Origin of the sequence: Candidatus Karelsulcia muelleri PSPU (genome assembly GCF_000829155.1) — a bacterium.
Classification (GTDB): domain Bacteria; phylum Bacteroidota; class Bacteroidia; order Flavobacteriales; family Blattabacteriaceae; genus Karelsulcia; species Karelsulcia muelleri_A.
The window spans coordinates 164,285-187,385 of the sequence record NZ_AP013293.1 but is presented as its reverse complement, the minus strand read 5'-3'; the positions used below and the strand labels follow the sequence as shown (position 1 = coordinate 187,385).

Annotated in this window: 20 protein-coding genes and 4 tRNA genes; 19 read left to right on the top strand and 5 right to left on the bottom strand. The window is 21.3% G+C overall.

Annotated features, from left to right (window positions below; genetic code table 11):
- Window positions 1-2 precede the first annotated feature (2 nt).
- The 3 genes from SMPSPU_RS00865 (at window position 3) to SMPSPU_RS00855 (ending at window position 2,747) form a co-directional block, all read left to right on the top strand.
- Window positions 3-1,748 carry a 2-oxoacid:acceptor oxidoreductase subunit alpha gene (locus SMPSPU_RS00865; RefSeq protein WP_041093918.1) on the top strand — a complete coding sequence of 582 codons (1,746 nt, stop codon included), beginning with the start codon at window positions 3-5 and terminating at the stop codon, window positions 1,746-1,748.
- Between the two features lie 126 nt (window positions 1,749-1,874).
- Window positions 1,875-1,958 (top strand) — tRNA-Leu (locus SMPSPU_RS00860).
- Window positions 1,959-1,973: 15 nt separating this feature from the next.
- A complete protein-coding gene (locus SMPSPU_RS00855; protein WP_075050673.1) occupies window positions 1,974-2,747 on the top strand; it encodes a CPBP family intramembrane glutamic endopeptidase in 774 nt (257 codons plus the stop codon).
- A 156-nt stretch (window positions 2,748-2,903) separates the two neighbouring features.
- On the opposite strand, the gene sucD is transcribed toward SMPSPU_RS00855, so the two are convergent.
- Window positions 2,904-3,785, bottom strand: a complete 882-nt coding sequence (gene sucD / locus SMPSPU_RS00850) for a succinate--CoA ligase subunit alpha (RefSeq protein WP_041093916.1) — start codon at window positions 3,783-3,785, stop codon at window positions 2,904-2,906.
- Window positions 3,786-3,787: 2 nt separating this feature from the next.
- Window positions 3,788-4,354, bottom strand: coding sequence for an elongation factor P (gene efp / locus SMPSPU_RS00845; RefSeq protein WP_171815085.1), 567 nt, complete (start codon window positions 4,352-4,354; stop codon window positions 3,788-3,790).
- A 61-nt stretch (window positions 4,355-4,415) separates the two neighbouring features.
- On the opposite strand from efp, the gene rpmH reads away from it, so the two are divergent.
- The 16 genes from rpmH (at window position 4,416) to thrC (ending at window position 20,127) form a co-directional block, all read left to right on the top strand.
- Complete coding sequence (gene rpmH, locus SMPSPU_RS00840; RefSeq protein WP_041093914.1) at window positions 4,416-4,571, top strand: 50S ribosomal protein L34; 156 nt, start codon at window positions 4,416-4,418, stop codon at window positions 4,569-4,571.
- A 25-nt stretch (window positions 4,572-4,596) separates the two neighbouring features.
- Window positions 4,597-5,448: a lipoyl synthase gene (lipA, locus tag SMPSPU_RS00835; protein WP_041093912.1), complete on the top strand. Its 852-nt coding sequence runs from the start codon at window positions 4,597-4,599 to the stop codon at window positions 5,446-5,448.
- A gap of 187 nt (window positions 5,449-5,635) precedes the next feature.
- Complete coding sequence (gene der / locus SMPSPU_RS00830; RefSeq protein ID WP_041093909.1) at window positions 5,636-6,946, top strand: ribosome biogenesis GTPase Der; 1,311 nt, start codon at window positions 5,636-5,638, stop codon at window positions 6,944-6,946.
- A gap of 20 nt (window positions 6,947-6,966) precedes the next feature.
- Entirely contained in the window at window positions 6,967-7,107 is a 141-nt protein-coding gene (locus SMPSPU_RS01530) for a hypothetical protein (protein WP_157932398.1), read from the top strand.
- Between the two features lie 303 nt (window positions 7,108-7,410).
- Window positions 7,411-9,795, top strand: coding sequence for a heavy metal translocating P-type ATPase (locus SMPSPU_RS00825; RefSeq protein ID WP_080774835.1), 2,385 nt, complete (start codon window positions 7,411-7,413; stop codon window positions 9,793-9,795).
- Window positions 9,796-9,814: 19 nt separating this feature from the next.
- Window positions 9,815-9,934, top strand: a complete 120-nt coding sequence (gene ccoS / locus SMPSPU_RS01470) for a cbb3-type cytochrome oxidase assembly protein CcoS (protein ID WP_231850132.1) — start codon at window positions 9,815-9,817, stop codon at window positions 9,932-9,934.
- 14 nt (window positions 9,935-9,948) lie between these two features.
- A complete protein-coding gene (gene ccoO, locus SMPSPU_RS00820) occupies window positions 9,949-12,129 on the top strand; it encodes a cytochrome-c oxidase, cbb3-type subunit II (RefSeq protein WP_041093907.1) in 2,181 nt (726 codons plus the stop codon).
- A gap of 185 nt (window positions 12,130-12,314) precedes the next feature.
- Window positions 12,315-13,124: a cbb3-type cytochrome c oxidase N-terminal domain-containing protein gene (locus SMPSPU_RS00815; protein WP_041093905.1), complete on the top strand. Its 810-nt coding sequence runs from the start codon at window positions 12,315-12,317 to the stop codon at window positions 13,122-13,124.
- Window positions 13,125-13,175: 51 nt separating this feature from the next.
- A complete protein-coding gene (locus tag SMPSPU_RS00810; RefSeq protein ID WP_041093903.1) occupies window positions 13,176-13,856 on the top strand; it encodes a sulfite exporter TauE/SafE family protein in 681 nt (226 codons plus the stop codon).
- A complete protein-coding gene (locus SMPSPU_RS00805; protein WP_041093901.1) occupies window positions 13,849-15,123 on the top strand; it encodes a malic enzyme-like NAD(P)-binding protein in 1,275 nt (424 codons plus the stop codon). Before SMPSPU_RS00810 ends, SMPSPU_RS00805 begins: the two co-directional genes overlap by 8 nt.
- A gap of 5 nt (window positions 15,124-15,128) precedes the next feature.
- A tRNA-Ser gene (locus tag SMPSPU_RS00800) sits at window positions 15,129-15,214 on the top strand.
- Window positions 15,215-15,217: 3 nt separating this feature from the next.
- Window positions 15,218-15,292 (top strand) — tRNA-Pro (locus tag SMPSPU_RS00795).
- A 7-nt stretch (window positions 15,293-15,299) separates the two neighbouring features.
- Window positions 15,300-15,372 (top strand) — tRNA-Arg (locus SMPSPU_RS00790).
- A gap of 40 nt (window positions 15,373-15,412) precedes the next feature.
- Window positions 15,413-17,869 (top strand): bifunctional aspartate kinase/homoserine dehydrogenase I, encoded by a 2,457-nt coding sequence (gene thrA / locus SMPSPU_RS00785; protein ID WP_171815084.1) that lies wholly within the window; start codon window positions 15,413-15,415, stop codon window positions 17,867-17,869.
- Window position 17,870: 1 nt separating this feature from the next.
- Window positions 17,871-18,803, top strand: a complete 933-nt coding sequence (locus SMPSPU_RS00780; RefSeq protein WP_041093899.1) for a homoserine kinase — start codon at window positions 17,871-17,873, stop codon at window positions 18,801-18,803.
- A gap of 16 nt (window positions 18,804-18,819) precedes the next feature.
- Window positions 18,820-20,127, top strand: coding sequence for a threonine synthase (gene thrC / locus SMPSPU_RS00775; RefSeq protein ID WP_041093897.1), 1,308 nt, complete (start codon window positions 18,820-18,822; stop codon window positions 20,125-20,127).
- A gap of 93 nt (window positions 20,128-20,220) precedes the next feature.
- On the opposite strand, the gene menA is transcribed toward thrC, so the two are convergent.
- The 3 genes from menA to SMPSPU_RS00760 form a co-directional block, all read right to left on the bottom strand.
- Window positions 20,221-21,120: a 1,4-dihydroxy-2-naphthoate octaprenyltransferase gene (menA, locus tag SMPSPU_RS00770; RefSeq protein WP_041093895.1), complete on the bottom strand. Its 900-nt coding sequence runs from the start codon at window positions 21,118-21,120 to the stop codon at window positions 20,221-20,223.
- Between the two features lie 127 nt (window positions 21,121-21,247).
- Window positions 21,248-22,741 carry a glycine--tRNA ligase gene (locus SMPSPU_RS00765; RefSeq protein ID WP_041093892.1) on the bottom strand — a complete coding sequence of 498 codons (1,494 nt, stop codon included), beginning with the start codon at window positions 22,739-22,741 and terminating at the stop codon, window positions 21,248-21,250.
- 3 nt (window positions 22,742-22,744) lie between these two features.
- Window positions 22,745-23,092: a 4Fe-4S binding protein gene (locus SMPSPU_RS00760; RefSeq protein WP_041093890.1), complete on the bottom strand. Its 348-nt coding sequence runs from the start codon at window positions 23,090-23,092 to the stop codon at window positions 22,745-22,747.
- Window positions 23,093-23,101: the final 9 nt, after the last annotated feature.

Genomic DNA, 23,101 nt, shown 5'->3' with positions numbered 1-23,101 from the left:
ACATGAATAGTATAAATATACTATTTGCTGGAAATTCTGGAGAAGGAATCCAATTTCTTGGAAAAATATTTGCATATATATGTACTTCATTAGGAAATTATATAAGTACTGTTTCAGATTTTCCTTCTGAAATACGTTCAACTAATATTAAATCAGGAATTTCTGTATTTAAAATAAATATTAGCCATAAAAAAATCTCATATATAGGAGATAAATATGATGTATTCATAGTAATGAATGCATTTTCATTAAAAAAATATTTAAATAAATTAAAAATTGGAGGAATAATTATAGCTGAAATTTCTGGATTTAATAAAAAACAATTAAAATTAGCAGGATATTTAGAAAATCCTTTAAAAAATAAAAATTATATATTTTATAATATAAAAATTAAAAATAAATTAAACATAAAAAATAATAATATGTTTATATTAGGATTTTTATGTTGGTTTTATAATATATCAATAAATAAAATTAAAAATTTTATAAAAATTAAATTTTTTAAAAAAAAAATTAAAATAAATTTAATTTTATTAAAAGCTGGATTTTTTTTTGGTAAAAAAAACTTTTTTTTAAAAGAAAAAAAATTAAAATTAATTTCTAATTTAAAATTAAAAAATTATATAAATATAAATGGAAACGAAGGTATTTCATTAGGATTAATTGCAGCTTGTAAAAAAGCAAATATAAAAATGTTTTATTCAGGATATCCTATTACTCCAGCTTCAGAAATATTTAGTTATTTATCTAATATTAAAATAAATGGAATAAAAACATTTCAAGCTGAAGATGAAATATCTGCTATTACTTCATCAATAGGAGCATCTTATTCAGGTCATTTAGGTATGACTGGAACTTCAGGCCCTGGAATGTCACTTAAACAAGAAGGATTAGGTTTATGTTTTATGTTAGAACTACCATTAGTAGTTATAAATGTTCAACGTGCTGGGCCTTCTACAGGATTACCAACTAAAACAGAACAATCCGATTTATTGCAAGCTTTTTATGGAAGACATGGAGAATGTCCTATTCCAATACTGGCTTCTAAATCTCCTTCTAATTGTTTTTATATATCTTTTATTGCTTGTAAAATTGCTATAGAATATATGACTCCAGTTATAATCCTTAGTGATGGATATATAGCAAATTGCTATGAAACATGGAAAATTCCTAAAGAAAAAAAATTAAATAAAATTAAAATTAATTATAATAAAAATATTATATATTTTCCATATGAAAGAAATAAAAATGGAGTAAGATATTGGGTTAAACCAGGTAATATAGGCTTTGAAAATATAATAGGAGGATTAGAAAAAAAACATTTAACAGGAAATGTATCTACTGATAAAGATAATCATGAATTGATGATAAAATATCGTCAAAATAAAATAAATAAAATAAAAAAATATTTACCTATTCAAAAAATTAATATAGGTAAAAAAAAAGGAAAATTACTAATATTAAGTTGGGGATCTACTTATGGTTGTATAACAGAAGCAGTTAAAAAACTGATTATAAAAGGATATTCTGTATCTAGTATGCATTTAGAATATCTCTATCCATTTCCTAATGGAATTAAAGAAATAATATATAATTTTGAAAAAATTCTTATTCCCGAAATAAATAATGGTCAATTAATTAATATTATACGAAATAATTTTTTAATAGATCCAATTGCTTTAAATAAAATAAAAGGAATTCCTTTTACAATATCTGATATAATGAATAAAGTATATCAGTTAATTTAAAATTTAATTAAAATATGCCAAACGGAAAAAAAAGAAAAAAAAAAAAAATAGCTACACATAAACGTAAAAAAAAAAGTAGAAAAAATAGACATAAAAAAAAATAGCTATAAACGTAAAAAAAAACATGCGGGTATGGTGGAATTGGTATACACGCTAGACTTAGGATCTAGTATCTTTACAGATATGGGGGTTCAAGTCCCTTTACCCGCACTTTATTAAACATGGATGACAAAAATTATATACGTGCTGAACTCAAAATTCAGTTACAAATATTCAATAGAAATAATTTTAAAATTTATAATTTTTAAAATTTTAACTTTAATTTTAAAAAACTATTTTTATATTTTAAATATAAATAAATATACTTTATTTTATACACTTTATATATTTCCATATATATTAATATATATATATATTAAAAATAATAAAAATAATAAAAAAATTATATTTTTAAAAAAAAAAAATAAAAAAATAAATTATTATTTTTTTTTTATTTTTATAATTTTTATAATATTATTTAATAATTATTTTTGTGGATTAAATAAATTTTTTGTTTCAAAACAATCTTTGAAAGATATAAAAAATTTAGATATAAAAACATATAAATATCCATATATATTTATACCTACAATAACACTATTAGCCCCATTTTTTGAAGAAATATTATTCAGAGGAATAATATTAAATATATTATATAATAATGAAGATCCTATAAAAGCCATTTTATTTTCTTCATTATTATTTGGATTTATTCATATGAATATATTACAATTTATAAGTGGATTTTTTATAGGAAATATTATTGGAGTTAGTTATGTAACTACTTTCTCGATAAATATATGTATATTAATACATATATATAATAATATGATTGCTATAATATCATCAAATAAATTTTTATCATTATATGATAAATCTAAAATTTTAATTTTGATTTTATCAATTACAATTGTAATTGATAAAAAATTAAATAATAAAATTAGATGGGCCTACTTATAAAAAGTTATTAAGAATATTTAAGTGCATCTACCATACGAATAGCTGAATTAACATTCATTACTAATGGTAACTCCAAATAAATAGTTGTATTTGATTTATATCAGATAAGATTGGATATTTTATACATTTTATTACCCCCCGTTCTTTATAAATTTTTTAACAATTATTAAAATAATTAAATACTGCATTTCCTATTTGTGAATGATATTTTACTATATGTATTCCACAATTTTTTAAAATATTTATTTTATAAATAGCCGTATCATTTTTATTGCCTATTATTGCTCCCGCATGTCCCATAGTTCTTCCTTTTGGAGCTGTCTGTCCTGCAATAAAACATAAAACTGGTTTTTTATTTTTTTTATTTTTTATCCATTTTGCAGCATCTATTTCTAATTTTCCTCCTATTTCTCCTATCATAACGATGATATCTGTTTCAGAATCATTAAAAAATTCTGATATAATATATTTCATTGTAGTTCCTATAATAGGATCTCCTCCTATTCCTACAGCTGTAGATATTCCATATCCTGATTTTACAATTTGATCGGCTGCTTCGTATGTAAGAGTACCTGATTTAGAAACAATTCCGACTCTTCCTTTTTTAAAAATAAATCCAGGCATTATTCCTACTTTAGCCTCATTAGGTGTTATTATTCCAGGACAATTTGGTCCTATTAATAAACATTTTTTTTTAAAATTAATATAATTTTTTATTTTTAACATATCTGAAATAGGTATACCTTCAGTTATACATACTATTATTTTTATACCTGAATCTATTGATTCAATAATTGCATCATATGCAAACATAGGTGGAACAAATATTATACTAACATTAGCATTTAATTTTTTTACAGCTTCTTCTACTGTATTAAATACAGGTTTTCCTAAATGTTTTTTTCCTCCTTTTCCTGGAGTTACCCCTCCAATTATAGGAGTTCCATAAGAAATCATTTTATTAGAATGAAATGATCCTTCTTTTCCTGTAAAGCCTTGTACTATAATTTTAGAAAATTTATTAACTAATATACTCATAATTATTTTATTCTTTCTATATACATTGAATTTTCAGTATTAATTTTTATATTATCACCTATATTTATAAAAAGTGGAACTTGTATAATCAAGCCTGTTTCAAGCTTTACATATTTATTGGTATTTGTTACTGTATCTCCTTTTAAAGCAATTTCTGTATCAATTACTTTTAAAATTACTTTTGAAGGAATTTTAACATAAAATGGCGTTTTATTATTTTCTTTATAAATAATAATTACTTCTTGTCCAGATTTTAAAAATTTGTATTTTTTTATATATTTTTTTTCTATTGATATTTGATTATAATCTTTGATATTCATAAAATAGTAATTAATTTTATTTTTATATAAAAATATATATATTTTATATTCTAAATTAATTTCTTTTATTTTATGACCTGAAATAAAATTATTTTCTATTATACGTCCTGTAATAAAATTTTTTAATTTAGTTCTTATAAAAGCAGGCCCCTTACCAGGTTTAACATGAAGAAATTCTATAATTTTATATATTTCATTATTAAAAATAATACATAAACCTTTTTTTATATTTGATGTAGATATAATCATTTATTTTAGTTATTATATTTTTAAATTTATTTTTAAATAAAAAAATTCATTTATTTTTATAATGAAAAGAACTTATCAACCTTCTAATAGAAAAAAAATAAATAATCATGGTTTTATAAAAAGAATGAATAGTAAAAATGGACGTAAATTATTAAAAAGAAGAAAATATAAAAAAAGAAAAAAACTGACTGTAAGTGATTATAAAAAATCTAAATAATTTTATTTACGATTTTTAAAAAAAAATGAAAATATATTTTTATAAACCTAAATGGTTACGTGTTAAATTCCCAATAGGGAAAAAATATAATAAAATACTTAAATTATCAAATGATAAGAATTTAAATACTATTTGCAAAAGTGGTAGTTGTCCTAATATAGCTGAATGTTGGGGAAAAGGAGTAGCTACTTTTATGATATTAGGAAATATATGTACAAGATCATGTAAATTTTGTGGAGTAAAAACAGGTAAACCAAAAAAAATTTATTTTGAGGAACCAAAAAAAGTTGCTCATTCTATAAAAATTATGAGAATTAAACATGCAGTAATTACATCAGTAGATAGAGATGATTTAAAAGATATGGGAGCCATTATATGGGGAAAAACAATAAAGGCTATAAGAAATATAAATTATAAAATTACATTAGAAACATTAATTCCTGATTTTAAAGGAAGAGAAGATTTAATAAATATTATTATAAATGAAAAACCAGAGGTGATATCACATAATATAGAAACTGTACGTAGATTAACTAAAAAAGTACGTGTTCAAGCTAAGTATGATCGTAGTATTAATGTATTAAAATATATAAAAATTAAAAGTAATATAAGAACAAAAACTGGTCTAATGTTAGGATTAGGTGAAACTGAAGAAGAAGTTATACAGACTTTAAAAGATAGTATAAATGCTAAAATTGATATCATTACTATAGGCCAATATTTATCTCCTTCTATTAAACATTTACCTGTAAAAAATTTTATTCACCCTTATTTATTTAAAAAATATAAAAATCTTGCATTAGATATGGGTTTTCTATATGTAGAAAGTGGTCCATTAATAAGATCTTCTTACAATGCATATAAACATGTATTATAAAAAACAAATATTTTATAATTCTTAAATTTAAAAGTTCTTCAGGAAGAAGATATTATTATTTAGCTAAAATATAGGATTAATAGTTGCTGCTGATTTATTATCTTTAACTTTGTTAAAAACTCATGTAGAATTTGGTCTACAGTTAGTATGATAAATTATGCTTATGGAGATATAAATTTAATATGTTATGAATAAAATAGTTTCTATAGTAGGACGTTCTAATGTTGGAAAATCTACACTTTTTAATCGTTTAATAGGATATAGAAAATCTATAGTTAATTATAAAAGTTGCGTAACTAGAGATCGAAATTATGGTTTTTGCAATTGGAATGGAATAGAATTTTGTTTAATAGATACAGGAGGATATACAAATAAATCAGAAAATATTTTTGAAAAAAAAATATGTGAACAATTTTTTTTTGCATTAGAAGAATCAGATATTATACTTTTTTTAGTAGATCCCAGCAATGATATTTTAGGTATTGATTACGATATATCAAAAATTCTACTAAAATTAAAAAAAATTATTTATTTAGTAATAAATAAAATAGATATCTCTAAAAATAGAGATAATACTTCAAATTTTTTAAAACTTGGTATTTCAAATACATATTGTATATCATCTATTAATGGAACTGGAACAGGAGAGTTATTAGATTCAATTGTCTCTATATTTAGAAAAAATTATTTAAATAAAAATAAAAAAAAATTTCCTAGAATAGCTATAGTAGGACGTCCTAATGTAGGAAAATCAACTTTAATAAATACATTGTTAAATAAAAATCAAAATATTGTTACAAACATTTCTGGAACAACAAGAGATAGTATAGATGTTTTATATCAAAAATTTGGAATTGAATGTATATTAGTAGATACTGCTGGTATTAGAAAAAAAAAAAAAATAAAAGAAAATATAGAATTTTATTCTGTAATGAGAGCCATTAAATCTATACAAAATTCAGATGTATGTCTACTAATAATAGATATTAAATCTGGTTTTGAATCTCAAGATCTGAATATATTTAAAATTATTGAGAATAATAATAAAGGAATAGTTATTTTAATAAATAAATGGGATTTAATTAAAAAAAATGAAAATAATTTATCAATTAATTATGAAAAAGAAATAAAAAAAAAAATAACTCCTTTTAATGATGTACCTATATTTTTTACTTCATCTTTTACAAAAAAAAATATAATTAAATCTATAAAAACTGCAGTGAAAATTTCATTTAATTTAAAATTAAAAATAAAAACAAGTTTACTTAACAAAATTATATTACCTATTTTATATAAAAATACTCCCCCATCAATAAATGGAAAATATATTAAAATAAAATATTGTAGCCAAATTCCAACATATAATCCTCAATTTATTTTTTTTACTAATTATCCAAATTTTATAAAAGAAACATATAAAAGATTTATAGAAAATAAGATAAGAGAAAAATTTAATTTTACAGGTATTCCAATAAAAATTTTATTTAGATTTAAATAAAAATTTACTAAAGATCATGAATGTATAAAAATAATTTTAGAACTTATATTGCACAATATAAATTAGGAACTAAAAAAATTAATAAAGATCCTTATTATAAAGGATGGATAATAAAAACTAAAGTTTTTTATCGTACCCAAATTATATTGGATATTTTTTAAAAAAGAGCTAAAACACAAATACAATTAGCTAAATATTTATGACCTAGACTTACTAAGATGTGTCCTAATTTGGGGTGGGTAATAGAATACTATTAAAAATTAGATGTATAAAATCGTTTTTAATTAATATAATATTTTAAATAAACTATTTATGAAATAATAAGATCTTTTAATTAATGTTATAGATATATCTAATAATATGTGTTTAAAATACAATTATTGATATTAATCTATCAAATAATTATATTATAAAAATATTTTTTATTTAAATGACTATTTTAATGTCTAAGACAAAATTAGATAATGTTATCTAATAAATGTTACCATTGTGGTAAAACATGTATTACTAATAAAATATGTATTAATAATTTTTTTTTTTGTTGTTATGGATGTTTAACAATTTATAAAATATTTAATAAATATAATTTATTTAAATTTTATGAATTAAATAAAAATCCAGGAATTTCTCCTGAAAAAACAAATAATTTTTATTATTTAGATACGGAAAATATATATAAAAATATAGTATATTATTATGATAATAATATTACAATTGTAAAATTTAAGATTCCATCAATTCATTGTAGTTCTTGTATATGGTTATTAGAAAATCTAAACAAAATAGAAAACAAAATTCTAAAATCTACAGTAAATTTTACTAAAAAAAATGTTAATATAACATATAAAAATTCATTCTATAAACTTAGTGATTTAGCTAAACTTCTTACTAAAATTGGGTATAAACCATCCATTACTTATGGTGATATAAATAATAAAAAAATAAATAATAATAATTATTTATTATATAAAATAGTTATTTCTTTTTTTTGTTTTGGAAACATAATGCTTTTATCATTTCCTGAATATTTAGGATCTAATAATGATGAATGGTTTATAAAAAACAAGATTTTTTTCAAATTAATAAAATTTATTCTTTCTATACCTATAATCTCCTTTTCATCTATAGATTATTTTCAATCTGCTTTTTTATGTTTAAAACATAAATATCTAAATATAGATATTCCCATTTCTATAGGAATTTTAGTATTATACTTTAGAAGTATATATGAAATAATATATAATATAGGTAGTGGGTATTTTGATAGTCTTTCTGGATTAGTTTTTTTTATTCTTTTAGGAAAATATTTACAATTAAAAACTTATAAATATTTATCATTTGAAAATAATTATAAATATTATTATCCTATTTATGTTACAAGATTAATAAATAATTTAGAAGAAACTATTCTTATTTCTAATTTAAAAAAAGGTGATGATATAATCATAAAAAATAACGAAATTATACCAGCAGATTCCATCTTGATGGATGGATTAGCAATGATAGATAATAGTTTTATAACAGGAGAATCTAATATAAAAGAAAAAAAATTAGGTGATTATATTTATGCTGGAGCTAAACAAAAGGGAGGAATGATTAAACTAAAAATAATAAAAAATGTAAATAAAAGTTATCTTAATAATTTATGGATTAATGAAGCTTTTAGGAATAAAAAAAAAACTATTAATATTAGATTAAATTTAGTTAGCAAATATTTTACTATATTAATATTAATAATATCTCTTATTTCCGGAATAATTTGGTATTATAAAAATATAAATAGAGTTTTTGAAATAATATCTTCAATATTAATAGTTGCTTGTCCATGTGGATTAGCTTTATCTACTCCTTTTATATTTGGTAATGTTATACATATTTTAGGTAAAAAAGGATTCTATATAAGAGATATATCTATTATAGAACGTATTTCTAAAATAACATATATAATTTTTGATAAGACAGGAACTATAACTGAAATTGATAAATCAAATATTAAATATTTTGGTCAAAAACTTGATAATGATAAAAAAATAAAAATAATTTCATTATTAAAAAACTCAAATCATCCTTTATGTAAAATTATATATAATAAATTTTCATATATAAAATCACATGAAATAATTCCTGTTACTTACTTTGAAGAAAATCCTGGTAAAGGAATAAAAGGATTAGTAAATGGTATAGAAATAAAAGCAGGAAAATATTCTTATATTTCAAGGTACAAATTGATAAATAAAAAAAAAGATACTAAAGTATTTATTTCTTTTGAAAAAAAAAAAATAGGGTACTTTTTAATTAAAAATTATTATCGTAATAAATTACAATTAATATTAAAAAATATAGGTAATAAATATAAAATATTAATAATGTCAGGAGATAATGATAAAGAAAAAAAATATTTAAAATCTTTATTACCTTATAAAAGTAAATTATTCTTTTTTCAAAGTCCAATGGATAAATTGAATAAGATAAAAAATTTACAAAAAATTGGAGAAAAAATTCTAATGTTTGGAGATGGAATTAATGATTCTTTAGCTTTAAAACAAAGTGATGTAGGAATAGTAATATCAAATAATAATAGTTTTTGTCAAAATTGTGATATAATAATGGATGCTAGTTCTTTTGAAGAAATACCAAGATTTTTAAAATATACTAATATTAGCTCTAAATTAGTATTAATAAGTTTGATAATAAGTATTATATATAATCTAATTGGATTATTATTTGCTATAACTGGACATTTAACCCCAATTATATCTGCTATATTAATGCCTTTAAGTTTTATATCAGTTATAATATTTTCTATATTATCTACTTGGATAACTGCTTATAAACTCCATATAATATAAAATGGATATATTCATATTAATGATATTAACAAGTATAATTATAAGTATGATATTTCTAATAATATTTATTATTATTGCAAATAATAATCAATTTTATGATTATGAATCGTCTTCTATAAGAATGTTAATTGAGAATTAAATAATATAAAATATATGAAAATAGAAAAATTTTATTATGATAATAAAATTGTAAAAGCCTTTTTATATGCTACAATATTTTGGGCTTTTACAGGTTTTTTAATAGGGGTTATTATTTCTTTAATGCTATTTTATCCAAATTTACCAGAAATAATATTTGGACATAGTCTAAAATATTATAATGGGGTCATGGGTTTTGGTCGTTTAAGAATGATACATACGACAACAGTTATATTTGCATTTATAGGAAATATAATTTTTACCGGTTCTTATTATTCTTTACAACGTTTATTAAAATCAAGAATGTATAGTGATATATTAAGTTGGATAAACTTTTGGGGATGGCAAATATTTATTATGTTATCTTGGATTACATTTTTATTCGGAATAAATACTAGTAAAGAATATTCAGAACATGAATGGCCATTAGATATAATAATCTGTATTGTCTGGATTATTTATGGAATAAATATTATAGGTACAATCCTTAAAAGAAGGATTAAACATATATATGTATCTATTTGGTTTTTTATTGGAACCTGGGTAAGTGTATGTATACTTCATATATTTAATAATATAGAATTACCTATATCTTTATCATCTTTTAAAAGTTATTCTATTTATGCTGGAGTTCAAGATGCTTTAGTACAATGGTGGTATGGTCATAATGCTGTAGCATTTATTTTAACTACACCAATATTAGGTTTAATGTATTATTTCGTTCCTAAAGCTTCAGAAAAACCAATTTTTTCATATAAATTATCAATTATACATTTTTGGTCATTAATCTTTATATATATCTGGGCAGGTCCACATCATTTAATTTACACTGCTCTCCCTGCATGGGCTCAAATGTTAGGAACTATATTTTCAATTATGTTAATTGCTCCTTCATGGGGGGGAATGTTAAATGGTTTATTAACATTAAGAGGTTCTTATAAAAATCCAATTTTAAAATTTTTTGTTTTATCTCTTACTTGTTATGGAATTGCTACATTTGAAGGTCCTATACTTGCTACTCAAAAATTAAATTCTATAGCTCATTTTACTGATTGGATAGTTGCACATGTTCATATAGGAACTTTAGGCTGGAATGGATTTATGGCTTTTGGAGTAATTTATTGGCTTGTAGAAAAATTATGGAATACTAAAATTTATTCTAAATTATATACTAATATACATTTCTTTTTAGGTACTTTAGGGATATTATTATATGTTATACCAATGTATTGTAGTGCAATAGTACAATCAAAAATGTGGAAAGAATTTAATCCTGATGGAACACTTTTAAATAAAAATTTTTTAGATTCTGTAATTAAGATCATTCCTTTTTATAAAATAAGATTTATAGGAGGATTTTTATATATGTTAGGATTTCTATTTATGATGTTTAATATATATAAAACAATAAAACAAGGAGTTTTTATTAATGATGAAACTGGCGAATTAATTACTTTTAATGATAAGAATATTAATAATAATAAAAATTTTCATAGTTGGTTAGAAACCAAACCAATAATATTTTATATACTGACTTTAATAGTAGTTTCTATTGGTGGATTAGTAGAAATAATCCCTACTATAGTAATAAAATCAAATATACCTACTATAAGTAGTGTTAGACCTTATTCCCCACTTGAATTAGAAGGTAGAGATTTATATATTAGAGAAGGATGTAATGGATGTCATTCTCAAATTGTACGTCCATTTCGTGATGAAGTAGTCCGTTATGGAAAATATTCTAAAGCTGGTGAATTTGTATACGATCACCCTTTTTTATGGGGATCTAAGCGTACTGGTCCTGATTTAGCTAGAGAAGGAGGGAAAAATACTAGTTCATGGCATTTTAAACATATGTTTGACCCAAGATCTACCTCTCCAGGATCTATTATGCCAAGATATCCATGGTTAATTTATAGAAAATTATATAAAAATAATTTATTATTAAAAATGAATTCTCTGAAGAAACTAGGAGTTCCTTATTCTAAAAGAGATATAGAAAATGCATATAATTATCTTGATAGACAAGCTTCTTTTTTAGAACAAGAAATATATAAAGAATCTCCTGAGATAAAAAATCAGATAGATTTTCAAAAAAAATATTATGGATCTAAATTTATATCTTTAAAAGATAGAGAAATAATTGCATTAATATCATATTTACAAAGATTAGGAAAAGATATAAAAAAAAAATAATTAAATGATATTTTTTTTTAAACATTATTTATTAATAATAAAAAATTTTTATATTATACAGTCTATAATTTTATTATTATATTTTATAATTTTTATTTTTATATTAATTTTTATTTTTACAAAATCTCAAAAAACTTATTTATATATAAGTAATATAATTTGACTTTATAAAATCAATAAAAATTATGCTATCTAAACATCCATCTTTAATAAAAATGTTTTATTCATTTTTTATTATAATATTTATTTTTTATGTGTTTTTAGATGGTGATTTTTATTATATAAAACATCCATTATCAATAATTATATATATATTATTATTAATAATAATAATATTAAGCTATTATATAGATAATATAATTATTAACGAAAAAATTTATTTTATAAATAAAAATAAAAATAAAAATAATTTTATTTATAGTAAAAAAATTAAAAAAATTGATCATGGATTTGATGGAATATTAGAATTAGATAATAAAATTCCTAAATGGTGGAAACAAATTTTTATTATTACTATAGTAATGTCTACATTATATTTTTTTTCTTTTTTATTTACAAATTTTGCCAATCAACAATTTGAATATAAAATAGCATATAAAAATCAATTAAAAAAAATAAAAGAATATGAAAAAAAAAAACCACAAGCTAATCTAGATACTGTAAAATTTGATAAAAAATTTATAAATGATGGAAAAAAACTATTTAATGAAAATTGTGCAACTTGTCATAATGTTGATGGAGGAGGAAATATAGGACCTAATTTAACAGATGATTATTGGATAAATCATACAGAAAAAACTCTTATAAAAAATATATTTTATATAATCTGGAATGGTAGTAAAAATAATAAAGTTATGAGGGCTTTTGGCGCTTCAGGAGAAATAAAAGGCAATGATATTGAAAAATTATCTAGTTATATTTATTTTATAAATAAAAAAAATAAAAAACCAAATAATCCAAAATCTCCAGAAGGTGACAAAATTAATTTTTATTAATTTAAAAAAATTAATAAATTATACATTTTTTCTATGAAATAGAAATTTCATATGGAAAAATTAAATTATATTACTATAGGATTTATATTAGGATTGATTAGTAGTATTCATTGTTTTAGCATGTGTGGACCTATTACGTTTTTTTTTTCTCTAGAAAGAGAAAATAAAATAAAAATGTTAATAAAAAATTTACTATATCAAATAGGCAGAATTATATCCTATATTTTATTAGGATTTATATTTGGAATAATAGGGTATGAATTTGCATTAGCAGGATTTCAAAAAAAATTATCATTATTTTTAGGGGGAAATCTAATTTGTTCATTTTTTTTTAAAAAAAAATATAATATATATTTTTTTTTAAAAAAAATAATATCTTTGATATTTTTTTTTAAAAAAAAATCATTCTTTATTATAGGAATTTTAAATGGACTTCTACCATGTAGTATAGTTTACATAGCTATTAGTATAGCTATTTCTATAGGAAATATTTTTTGGGGTGTAATGTTTATGTTTTATTTTGGATTAGGTACAGTACCTATGATGTTTACTACATTTAGTATAGGCAAATATATTAATTTTAATATTAAAAATATATTATTAAATAATATAACAATATTAACATTAATAATAGGAATTTTATTATTAATTCGTGGATTAGGATTAGGTCTTCCATATGTATCTCCTATTGAATACTCATTATTGACAAAACAAATTATTAAAAATGAATAAATTTAAAAAAAAAGCTTTAGACTATCATAGTAAATTTCCTTCTGGAAAAATAAAAATTTCACCTACTAAAAAATATAAAACTCAAGAAGATTTATCTTTAGCTTACTCTCCTGGAGTAGCAGAACCTTGCAAAGAAATATCACAGAATCCCCAAAAAGTATATAAATATACAAATAAGGGAAATTTAGTAGCTGTTATAACAAATGGAACAGCTGTATTAGGGTTAGGAAATATAGGGCCCCTTGCATCTAAACCTGTAATGGAAGGAAAAGCTCTTTTATTTAAAATATTTTCTGGAATTGATGTATTTGATATAGAAATCAATGAAACAGATGTAGAAAAATTTATAAAAATAGTTAAATCTATAGCACCAACTTTTGGTGGAATAAATTTAGAAGATATTAAAGCTCCAGAAGCTTTTGAAATAGAAAATATCTTAAAAAAAGAATTAAATATTCCAATCATGCATGATGATCAACATGGTACTGCTATTATATCAGGTGCGGCTTTAATTAATGCTATAGAATTAGTTAATAAAGATATTAAAAAAGTAAAAATGGTTGTTAATGGAGCTGGTTCTGCAGCTATTTCCTGCACAAGAATTTATAAAAAATTAGGAGTCAAACCTGAAAATATTGTCATGTGTGATAGAAATGGAGTAATAAATACTTTAAGAAAAAATATAAATAAAGAAAAATTAGAATTTGCTATTAATACTGATTTAAAAACTTTAAATGAGGTAATTAAAAATGCAGATATATTTATAGGTTTATCTGTTGGAAATATTTTAACGAAAGAAATGATAATTAGTATGGCAAAAAATCCAATAGTTTTTGCTCTGGCAAATCCAGAGCCAGAAATAGATTATAATATGGCAATAAAAATACGTCCTGATATTATTATAGCTACTGGTAGAAGTGATTATCCAAATCAAGTTAATAATGTTTTAGGATTTCCATATATCTTTAGAGGAGCTTTAGATGTAAAGGCTACTATAATTAACGAAGAAATGAAATTAGCAGCTATAAAAGCTATAGCTAATCTGGCTAAAGAGCCAGTACCAAAAAATATAAATATTATTTATCATGAAAAAACAATTGAATTTGGTAAAAATTATATTATACCCAAACCTTTTGATAAAAGGTTAATAACATATGTAGCTCCAGCTGTTGCCAAAGCAGCTATAAAATCTGGAGTTTCTAAAAAAAATATAACTAATTGGGTCAATTATGAAAAAGAATTATTAAATAGAATAAATTATATATAGTATAAGGAGAGTTGCCGGAGTGGTTAACGGAACAGTTTGCTAAACTGTCAGCAATTTATTTGCTTCGTGAGTTCAAATCTCACACTCTCCGCAACGGGATGTAGCGTAGTACGGTTATCGCGCCTGGTTTGGGACCAGGAGGTCGTAGGTTCGAATCCTATCATCCCGACTTCGAAGGTCACGTAGCTCAATGGATAGAGCAACTGCCTTCTAAGCAGTATGTTACAGGTTCGAATCCTGTCGTGATCACGAAGAAATAAAAAACCGTATTTTTCTATAAAGTTGTAGAATGGCAAATGCTATAAAAGTATTAAAGTTTGGAAGTAGTTCACTAATTGATAGTGTATCACTAAAAAAAATATGTAATATTTTAAAAAAAAATAAAAATAATGTAAAATATGCTATTATTATATCTGCTTTATATAATATTACAAATATTTTAATAAAATGTGGAAAATTAGCTTCTAAAAAAAATAATGATTATAAACATATTCTAGAATTAATAGAATATAAACACATAATTATAATATATGAATTATTTACAATAACTAAAAAAAGTTATATAATTAGTAATTTAAAAAAAAATTTAAATGTTTTAGAAAATTTCTGTAATGGAATTTTTCAAGTAGAAGAATTATCAAAATATTCATTATATAATATAATGAATTTTGGAGTTATAAATTTGTCTTATTTAATAGCAGAAAAAATTAAAGAATTTAATTTAAAAGTAAAATTGAAAGATAGTAGAGAATTAATTTTAACAGATTATGAATTTGAATGTGCAAATATAGATTTTAAAAAAAGTAATTATAAAATAATTGATTTTTTTAAAAAAGAAAAATCAAAATTTATTATATTGCCAGGTTTTATAGCTTTTTCATCAGAAGTAAAAACTTCTACATTAGGGGGGGCAGACTATATAGCATGTATTATTGCTTCAGCTTTAAAAGCAAATTTATTAGAAATATGGACAAATGTAAATGGTATAATGACAGCTGATCCAAAATTAGTATCACAAGCTTATACTCTAAAAAAGATCTCATATGAAGAGGCCATGGAATTGTCACATTTTTGTGCTAAAATAATATATTCTCCAACTTTACAACCAGTTATAGAAAACCAAATACCTTTAAAAATTAAAAGTATTTTTTTAGAAAAAAAAAAGGGAACTTCTCTAAAAAATAGAAATTTTATTAAAAAAAAAACTATAACTGGAATTTCTGTAATGAAACAAATATCATTAATTACATTAGAAGGTAGTGTAATGGTAGGAATACCTGGTTATTCTAAAAGACTTTTTAAAACTCTTTCAGAAAAAAAAATAAATGTAGTATTAATTACCCAAAGCTCATCAGAACATTCTATTGCTGTAGGTATACATGATAAAGATGTTTTAAAAGCTAAAATAGTTATAGATAATGAATTTTACAGAGAAATATATAATAAAAGTATAAAACCCCTTTCTATAGAAAAAGATTTATGTATTATAGCTATTGTTGGAGATAATATGAAAAATATGCATGGTACAAGTGGAAAAATATTTAGTGCTATGGGGAAAAATAGTATTAATATACGAGCTATTTCTCAAGGTTCAACTGAAAAAAATATTTCAGTTGTTATAAAAAACACAGATTTAAAAAAAGCTATAAATATTTTACATGAAAAATTTTTTGAAAAACAAAATAAACAAATCAATTTATTTATAATAGGTTTAGGAAAAGTTGGAAGTAATCTTTTATATCAAATAAATAAACAAAAAAAATATTTAAATAAAGAATTTAAAATTAAATTAAGAGTAATTGGTTTAGCAAATAGTAAAAAAATGATTTTTAAAAAAGATGGAATTTTTATAAAAAAATATCAATATTATATTGAAAATATGTCTTATGATATGGATTTAAATAAATTTATGGAAATAATGTCTGAAATTAATCTTAGAAATAGTATTTTTGTTGATAATACTGCAAATAGTAATATTGCTATGATATATGAAAATATTTTAAAAAAAGGAATAGGTGTTATTACATGTAATAAAATAGCATGTTCATCAAATTATAAATATTATAAAAAACTTAAAGAATTATCAAGAAATTTGAATTTTCCATTTTATTTTGAAACTAATGTAGGAGCTAGTTTACCTGTTATTAGTACACTTAATGATTTAATAAATAGTGGCGATAAAATATATAAAATTGAAGCTGTTCTTTCTGGAAGTTTAAATTTTATTTTTAATAAATTTGTTTATAATAAAACTTTTTTTAAAGTTGTAATAGAAGCACAAAATTATGGATATACAGAACCAGATCCACGTATAGATCTTAGCGGAATAGATGTAATGAGAAAAATATTGATATTAGCACGTGAATGTGGATCTAATCTAGAATTAGAAAATATATATAAAACAAATTTTTTACCTGAAGAATGTTTAACATCTACTTCAATAGATAATTTTTATAATCTATTAGAGAAATATAATAATTTTTTTTATGAAATCCGTAAAAAAACTGTAAGAACAGGTCAAAAATTACGTTTTATAGCTAAATATAAAAATGGAAATGCATATGTACGTTTAAAATCAATAGGAGTTGATCATCCATTTTTTAACCTTGAAGGAAAAGATAATATGGTATTATATAATACACATAGATATAGTGAACAACCATTAATTATAAAAGGTGCAGGTGCAGGTGCAGAAGTTACTGCATCTGGAGTATTGTCAGATATAATTAAAGCTAGTAAATTTTAAAATGAAGATAATCAAAGTAATTGCTCCTGCTACTATAGCAAATATAGTTTGTGGATTTGATGTTTTAGGTTTAGCTGTAAATATACCTAATGATGAAATCATAATTAAAATAACAAATATACCTGGAATAAAAATAAAAAAAATTTTTGGAGCTAAATTATCTAAAAATAAAAACAAAAATGTAATTAGTATTGCATTACAAGCTTTATTAAATAAATATAAAAAATCAAATATAGGATTTGATATAGAAATATATAAAAAAATTAAACCTGGAAGTGGGATAGGTTCTAGTGCAGCTAGTGCAGCAGGAATTGTAGTAGGAGCTAACTATTTATTAGGAAATCCTTTTAATAAAATTGAATTAATTCAATTTGCTATGGAAGGTGAAAGATTAGCTGGAGGTGTTCCTCATGCAGATAATGTTGCTCCAGCTATTATTGGAGGAATAACATTAATTAGAAGTTATAAACCTTTAGATATAATTTCTTTGCGTTCACCAGATAATATTTGGATAAGTATTCTACATCCAGAAATAGAAATAAAAACATCTGATGCAAGAAAAATATTAAAACATAAAATATTAATGAACGATGCTATAAAACAATGGGGGAATTTAGGTGCTTTAATAGCAGGATTATATAAAGAAGATTATGATATTATAAGTAGATCATTAGAAGATGTTATTATAGAACCTATACGTGCTATATTAATACCAGCTTTTAATGAATTAAAAATAAATTGTAAATCAATAGGTGCATTAGGAGGAGGAATTTCTGGTTCTGGACCTTCTGTCTTTATGTTAAGTAATGGGAAAAAAAAAGCAGAATTAGTAACTAATGTGATGAAAAAAATTTATTCTAAATTAGAATTAAAATATAAAATATATACTTCTTCTATTAATAAAACTGGAATTGTATATTATGAATTAATATAAAATTAATATTTTATAAATGCTGTATAAAAGTTTAAAAAATTATAAATATAAAGTTTCTTTTAAGGAAGCTGTTTTAACTGGACAAAGTCCAGAAAAAGGTTTGTATTTTCCTGAAAATATACCTTTATTAGAAAAAAAAATAATTAAAAATATATCAAATTATGATGTAAACGATTTAATTCTGGAAGTAATCCAACCATTCATTGGAAATGAAATTCCATATAAAGAATTATTAAATATTATATCTAATACATTAAATTTTAAAATAAATATAAATAATATTTATAATAATATTTTTTCATTAGAGTTATTTTTAGGACCTACTCTGGCTTTTAAAGATATAGGAGTAAAATTTTTGTCAGGATGTATAAAATATTTTAGGAAAAATTTGAATAAAAATATTATAATACTTACTGCTACTTCTGGGGATACAGGAGCTGCGGTAGCTCATGCTTTTCATAAAATTGATGGTGTAAAAGTAGTAATATTATATCCTTCTTCTAAAATAAGTATTTTACAAGAAAAACAGATAACAACATTAGGAGATAATATTCTAGCTTTAGAAATAAAAGGAAATTTTGATGATTGCCAAATTTTGGTAAAACAAGCTTTTTACGACGAACAAATACGTGAAAAATTATTTTTAACATCAGCAAATTCTATAAATATTGCACGTTTACTTTCTCAAATATTTTATTATTTTATGTGTTATAAACTATTACATTCCAATAATAAACTTGTTTTTTCTATTCCTAGTGGAAATTATGGAAATATATGTGCAGGATTAATAGCATTTAAAATGGGGTTACCTATAAAACATTTTATTGCAGCTACAAATATAAATGACACAATTCCTAGATTATTAAAAACAGGAATTTATAACCCATATCCTTCACAAGAAACAATTTCTAATGCTATGGATATATCTGATCCAAGTAATTTTAGTCGTATAATGTATATGTTTAAAACAATAAATAACCTAAAAACAATTGTATCTGCATATTCTTTTACGGATAAAGAAACAATTGATATTATTAAATATATTTGGAATAATTATAAATATATGATGGATCCACATGGAGCAATTGGATTTTTAGGTTTAATTAAATTAATTAAAAATTATAAAAATAATTATTTTAATAATATTTTTTTATCAACAGCCGCTCCAGTGAAATTTTTAGATAAAATTACTGAGGATTTATCTGATAAAATCTTTTTAGATAAAAAAGTAATAAAACTTATAAAAAAAAATAAAAAAAGTATACACTTAAGTAATAAGTATGAAATTTTCAAAAATTGGTTATTAAGTAATAATTTTCTTTAAAAGAAGATTTTTATACCATTAATAATATAATCATATATATGAAAAATAATTATCATATATTAACTATATCATTAGTTTGTATAGGCTTATTAATTATTTTTTTAATATAAAACCTATACCCATTAATAATGCATATAATATATTTATATATACAGCTGTTTTTAGTTCATTATTAAAATCTTTATTATTAGATATTTTATAAATTTTATTTAAATGTATTATTGTAGGTAATATTAATATAATAAAAATATATTGGTATATACTTTTATATGTTATAATAACAAATATTATACTTAAAATAAAAGGAACTATCATTAATAGGATATGATATATTTTAGACTTTTTAAGTCCTATTCTTACTGGAATAGTATATTTTTTATTTTTTTTATCATTATCAATATCCCTCATATTATTAATATTAAGTACTGATACCGTTAAAAATCCTAAAGAAAAACATAATAATAATAATTTAATATTTAAATGATTATTATATAAATAATAATTTCCTTCTAAAGAAATGAAACCAAAGAATATTAATACAGATAAATCGCCTAACCCTTTATATCCATATGGATGATAACCAATTGTATATTTTATCGCAGATAAAATACATATTAAAATGACAATAATAATATAGTAATTTTTTTTTTTAAAATAATCAAATAATAATATTATATTTGATATAAATGATAATACACTAAATATTATCAATGCTATTCTAATTTTTTTTTTAGAAATCATACATGATTGTATGGTTCTTTTAGGACCAATCCTGTATATATTATCTGTACCTTTTATTCCATCACCATAATCATTTGCAATATTAGATAATATTTGAAGAAATATAGAAGTTAATGATGACCATATAAAAATATGAACATTAAATATTCCTTTTTCTGAATAAGATATAAAAGAACTTAATATTATCCCAGATAAAGACAAAGGTAATGTATTTAACCTAAAAGCATAAATCCAATTATAAAATTCTAACATAATTAGATTTTTAAAATCTAAGGAGATTTATTAATTAACCCCATTTTTAAGGCTTCTTTCGCGTTATATTTTTTACAAGTAAAACAATATTCCGTGCTAAATAAAATTATAAAACTTTTGTACAATTTTAAATATAATTTAATATATTTTTAATATTTATTGATTTTTCAATATTTTTTTTTATTTTTAATATTGGTATTCTTTTTTGATTCATGCTATCTCTATATCTAATTGTAACACAATTATCATTGAGGCTATCATAATCTATTGTTATACAAATAGGAGTTCCTATAGAATCTTGTCTTCTATATCTTTTTCCTATTGAATCTTTTTCATCATAAACTAATGAATAATATAATTTAAATTTTTTAAATATTTTTTTACCTATAAAAGTTAATTCATTTTTTTTAACTAAAGGTAATATTGCTACTTTTATAGGAGATAGTATATAAGGTATTTTAAATACTATACGTTTATGATTAATATCATTTTTAATTTTTTCTTCTTTTAAACAAGAAGAAAATATAGCTAAAAACATACGATCTAAACCAATAGAGGTCTCTATAATATAAGGTATATAACTTCTATTTTTTTTAAAATCAAAATATCTTAATTTTTTTTTAGAAAATTTTTCATGATTTTTCATATCAAAATCTGTACGTGAATGAATTCCTTCTAATTCTTTAAATCCAAAAGGAAATTTAAATTGAATATCACAAGCATCTTTAGAATAATGTGCAAGTTTATCATGATTATAAAAACGATAATTATCTTTTTTTATTCCTAAAGATAAATGCCATTTTAACCTATATTCTTTCCAGTAATAATACCATTTTTCTTCTTCACCAGGACAAAAGAAAAATTGCATTTCCATTTGTTCAAATTCTCTCATTCTAAAAAGAAACTGTCTAGCTATTATTTCATTTCTAAATACTTTTCCTATTTGGGAAATTCCAAAAGGAATATTAATTTTACTTGTTTTTTTTACATTTAAAAAATTTATAAAACTACCTTGAGCGGTTTCTGGTCTTAAATAAAGTTTTTTATTATTATCTAAATTTTTTAGATATACAATAAACATAAGATTTATTTTATAAATTTTATAACCACTATTGGGCTCATATATATTTAATTTATTTATTAATGATTTTATATCTAAAATTTTGTTTTTATTGAAACATTCATATATATAATAAAATAATTTTTTTTTAAATTTTTTTTTTATATAATTTATATTATAAATTATTTTTTTATTATAAAATAATATATTCTTATAATTATTAATTTTTTCTAAAAAATCTTCTATTAATAAATCAATACGATAATTTTTTTTTGTATTTTCATTATATAATAATATATCATTAAATTCATCTATATGTCCAGAAGCTTTCCAAATTTTATTATGCATCAATATACTTGATTCTATACCAACTATATTTTCATGTAATTGGGTCATTGATTTCCACCAATATTCTTTAATATTATTTTTTAATAAAATACCATATTGGCCATAATCATAAACAGCTTTTAATCCATCATATATTTCACTAGACGGAAATATAAAACCGTAATATTTTGCATGTGAAATAATAAATTTTAATTTTTTATAATTTTTTTCCATTTTTTATGTATGTAATATTTTTTTTTTTTTTAAAAGTTCTTCCTTAGATTCTATATTAGATTCATCTAATATACAACAATCTACTGGACATACAGAGGCACATTGAGGTTCATCATAAAATCCTAAACATTCTGTACATTTTTCGTAAACTATAAAATAATAATCATATTTTTTAGGTTTTTGTAAAAAATTAACATCTATTTTAATTCCTAATTTATTAATAATAAAACCTTTTATTTTTGTACCATCTGAAATAGTCCATTCTTTAGATCCTTCATAAATAGCATTATTAGGACATTCTGGTTCACAAGCACCACAATTAATACATTCTTCTGTTATTTTTAATGACATAAATAATTT

What these genes read in the sequence shown, in the direction of transcription:
- SMPSPU_RS00865 (WP_041093918.1), top strand. Translation starts at nt 3, where the DNA reads ATGAATAGTATAAATATACTATTTGCTGGAAATTCTGGAGAAGGAATC.
- SMPSPU_RS00855 (WP_075050673.1), top strand. Translation starts at nt 1,974, where the DNA reads ATGACAAAAATTATATACGTGCTGAACTCAAAATTCAGTTACAAATAT.
- sucD (WP_041093916.1), bottom strand. Translation starts at nt 3,785, where the DNA reads ATGAGTATATTAGTTAATAAATTTTCTAAAATTATAGTACAAGGCTTT.
- efp (WP_171815085.1), bottom strand. Translation starts at nt 4,354, where the DNA reads ATGATTATATCTACATCAAATATAAAAAAAGGTTTATGTATTATTTTT.
- rpmH (WP_041093914.1), top strand. Translation starts at nt 4,416, where the DNA reads ATGAAAAGAACTTATCAACCTTCTAATAGAAAAAAAATAAATAATCAT.
- lipA (WP_041093912.1), top strand. Translation starts at nt 4,597, where the DNA reads ATGAAAATATATTTTTATAAACCTAAATGGTTACGTGTTAAATTCCCA.
- der (WP_041093909.1), top strand. Translation starts at nt 5,636, where the DNA reads ATGAATAAAATAGTTTCTATAGTAGGACGTTCTAATGTTGGAAAATCT.
- SMPSPU_RS01530 (WP_157932398.1), top strand. Translation starts at nt 6,967, where the DNA reads ATGTATAAAAATAATTTTAGAACTTATATTGCACAATATAAATTAGGA.
- SMPSPU_RS00825 (WP_080774835.1), top strand. Translation starts at nt 7,411, where the DNA reads ATGTTATCTAATAAATGTTACCATTGTGGTAAAACATGTATTACTAAT.
- ccoS (WP_231850132.1), top strand. Translation starts at nt 9,815, where the DNA reads ATGATATTAACAAGTATAATTATAAGTATGATATTTCTAATAATATTT.
- ccoO (WP_041093907.1), top strand. Translation starts at nt 9,949, where the DNA reads ATGAAAATAGAAAAATTTTATTATGATAATAAAATTGTAAAAGCCTTT.
- SMPSPU_RS00815 (WP_041093905.1), top strand. Translation starts at nt 12,315, where the DNA reads ATGCTATCTAAACATCCATCTTTAATAAAAATGTTTTATTCATTTTTT.
- SMPSPU_RS00810 (WP_041093903.1), top strand. Translation starts at nt 13,176, where the DNA reads ATGGAAAAATTAAATTATATTACTATAGGATTTATATTAGGATTGATT.
- SMPSPU_RS00805 (WP_041093901.1), top strand. Translation starts at nt 13,849, where the DNA reads ATGAATAAATTTAAAAAAAAAGCTTTAGACTATCATAGTAAATTTCCT.
- thrA (WP_171815084.1), top strand. Translation starts at nt 15,413, where the DNA reads ATGGCAAATGCTATAAAAGTATTAAAGTTTGGAAGTAGTTCACTAATT.
- SMPSPU_RS00780 (WP_041093899.1), top strand. Translation starts at nt 17,871, where the DNA reads ATGAAGATAATCAAAGTAATTGCTCCTGCTACTATAGCAAATATAGTT.
- thrC (WP_041093897.1), top strand. Translation starts at nt 18,820, where the DNA reads ATGCTGTATAAAAGTTTAAAAAATTATAAATATAAAGTTTCTTTTAAG.
- menA (WP_041093895.1), bottom strand. Translation starts at nt 21,120, where the DNA reads ATGTTAGAATTTTATAATTGGATTTATGCTTTTAGGTTAAATACATTA.
- SMPSPU_RS00765 (WP_041093892.1), bottom strand. Translation starts at nt 22,741, where the DNA reads ATGGAAAAAAATTATAAAAAATTAAAATTTATTATTTCACATGCAAAA.
- SMPSPU_RS00760 (WP_041093890.1), bottom strand. Translation starts at nt 23,092, where the DNA reads ATGTCATTAAAAATAACAGAAGAATGTATTAATTGTGGTGCTTGTGAA.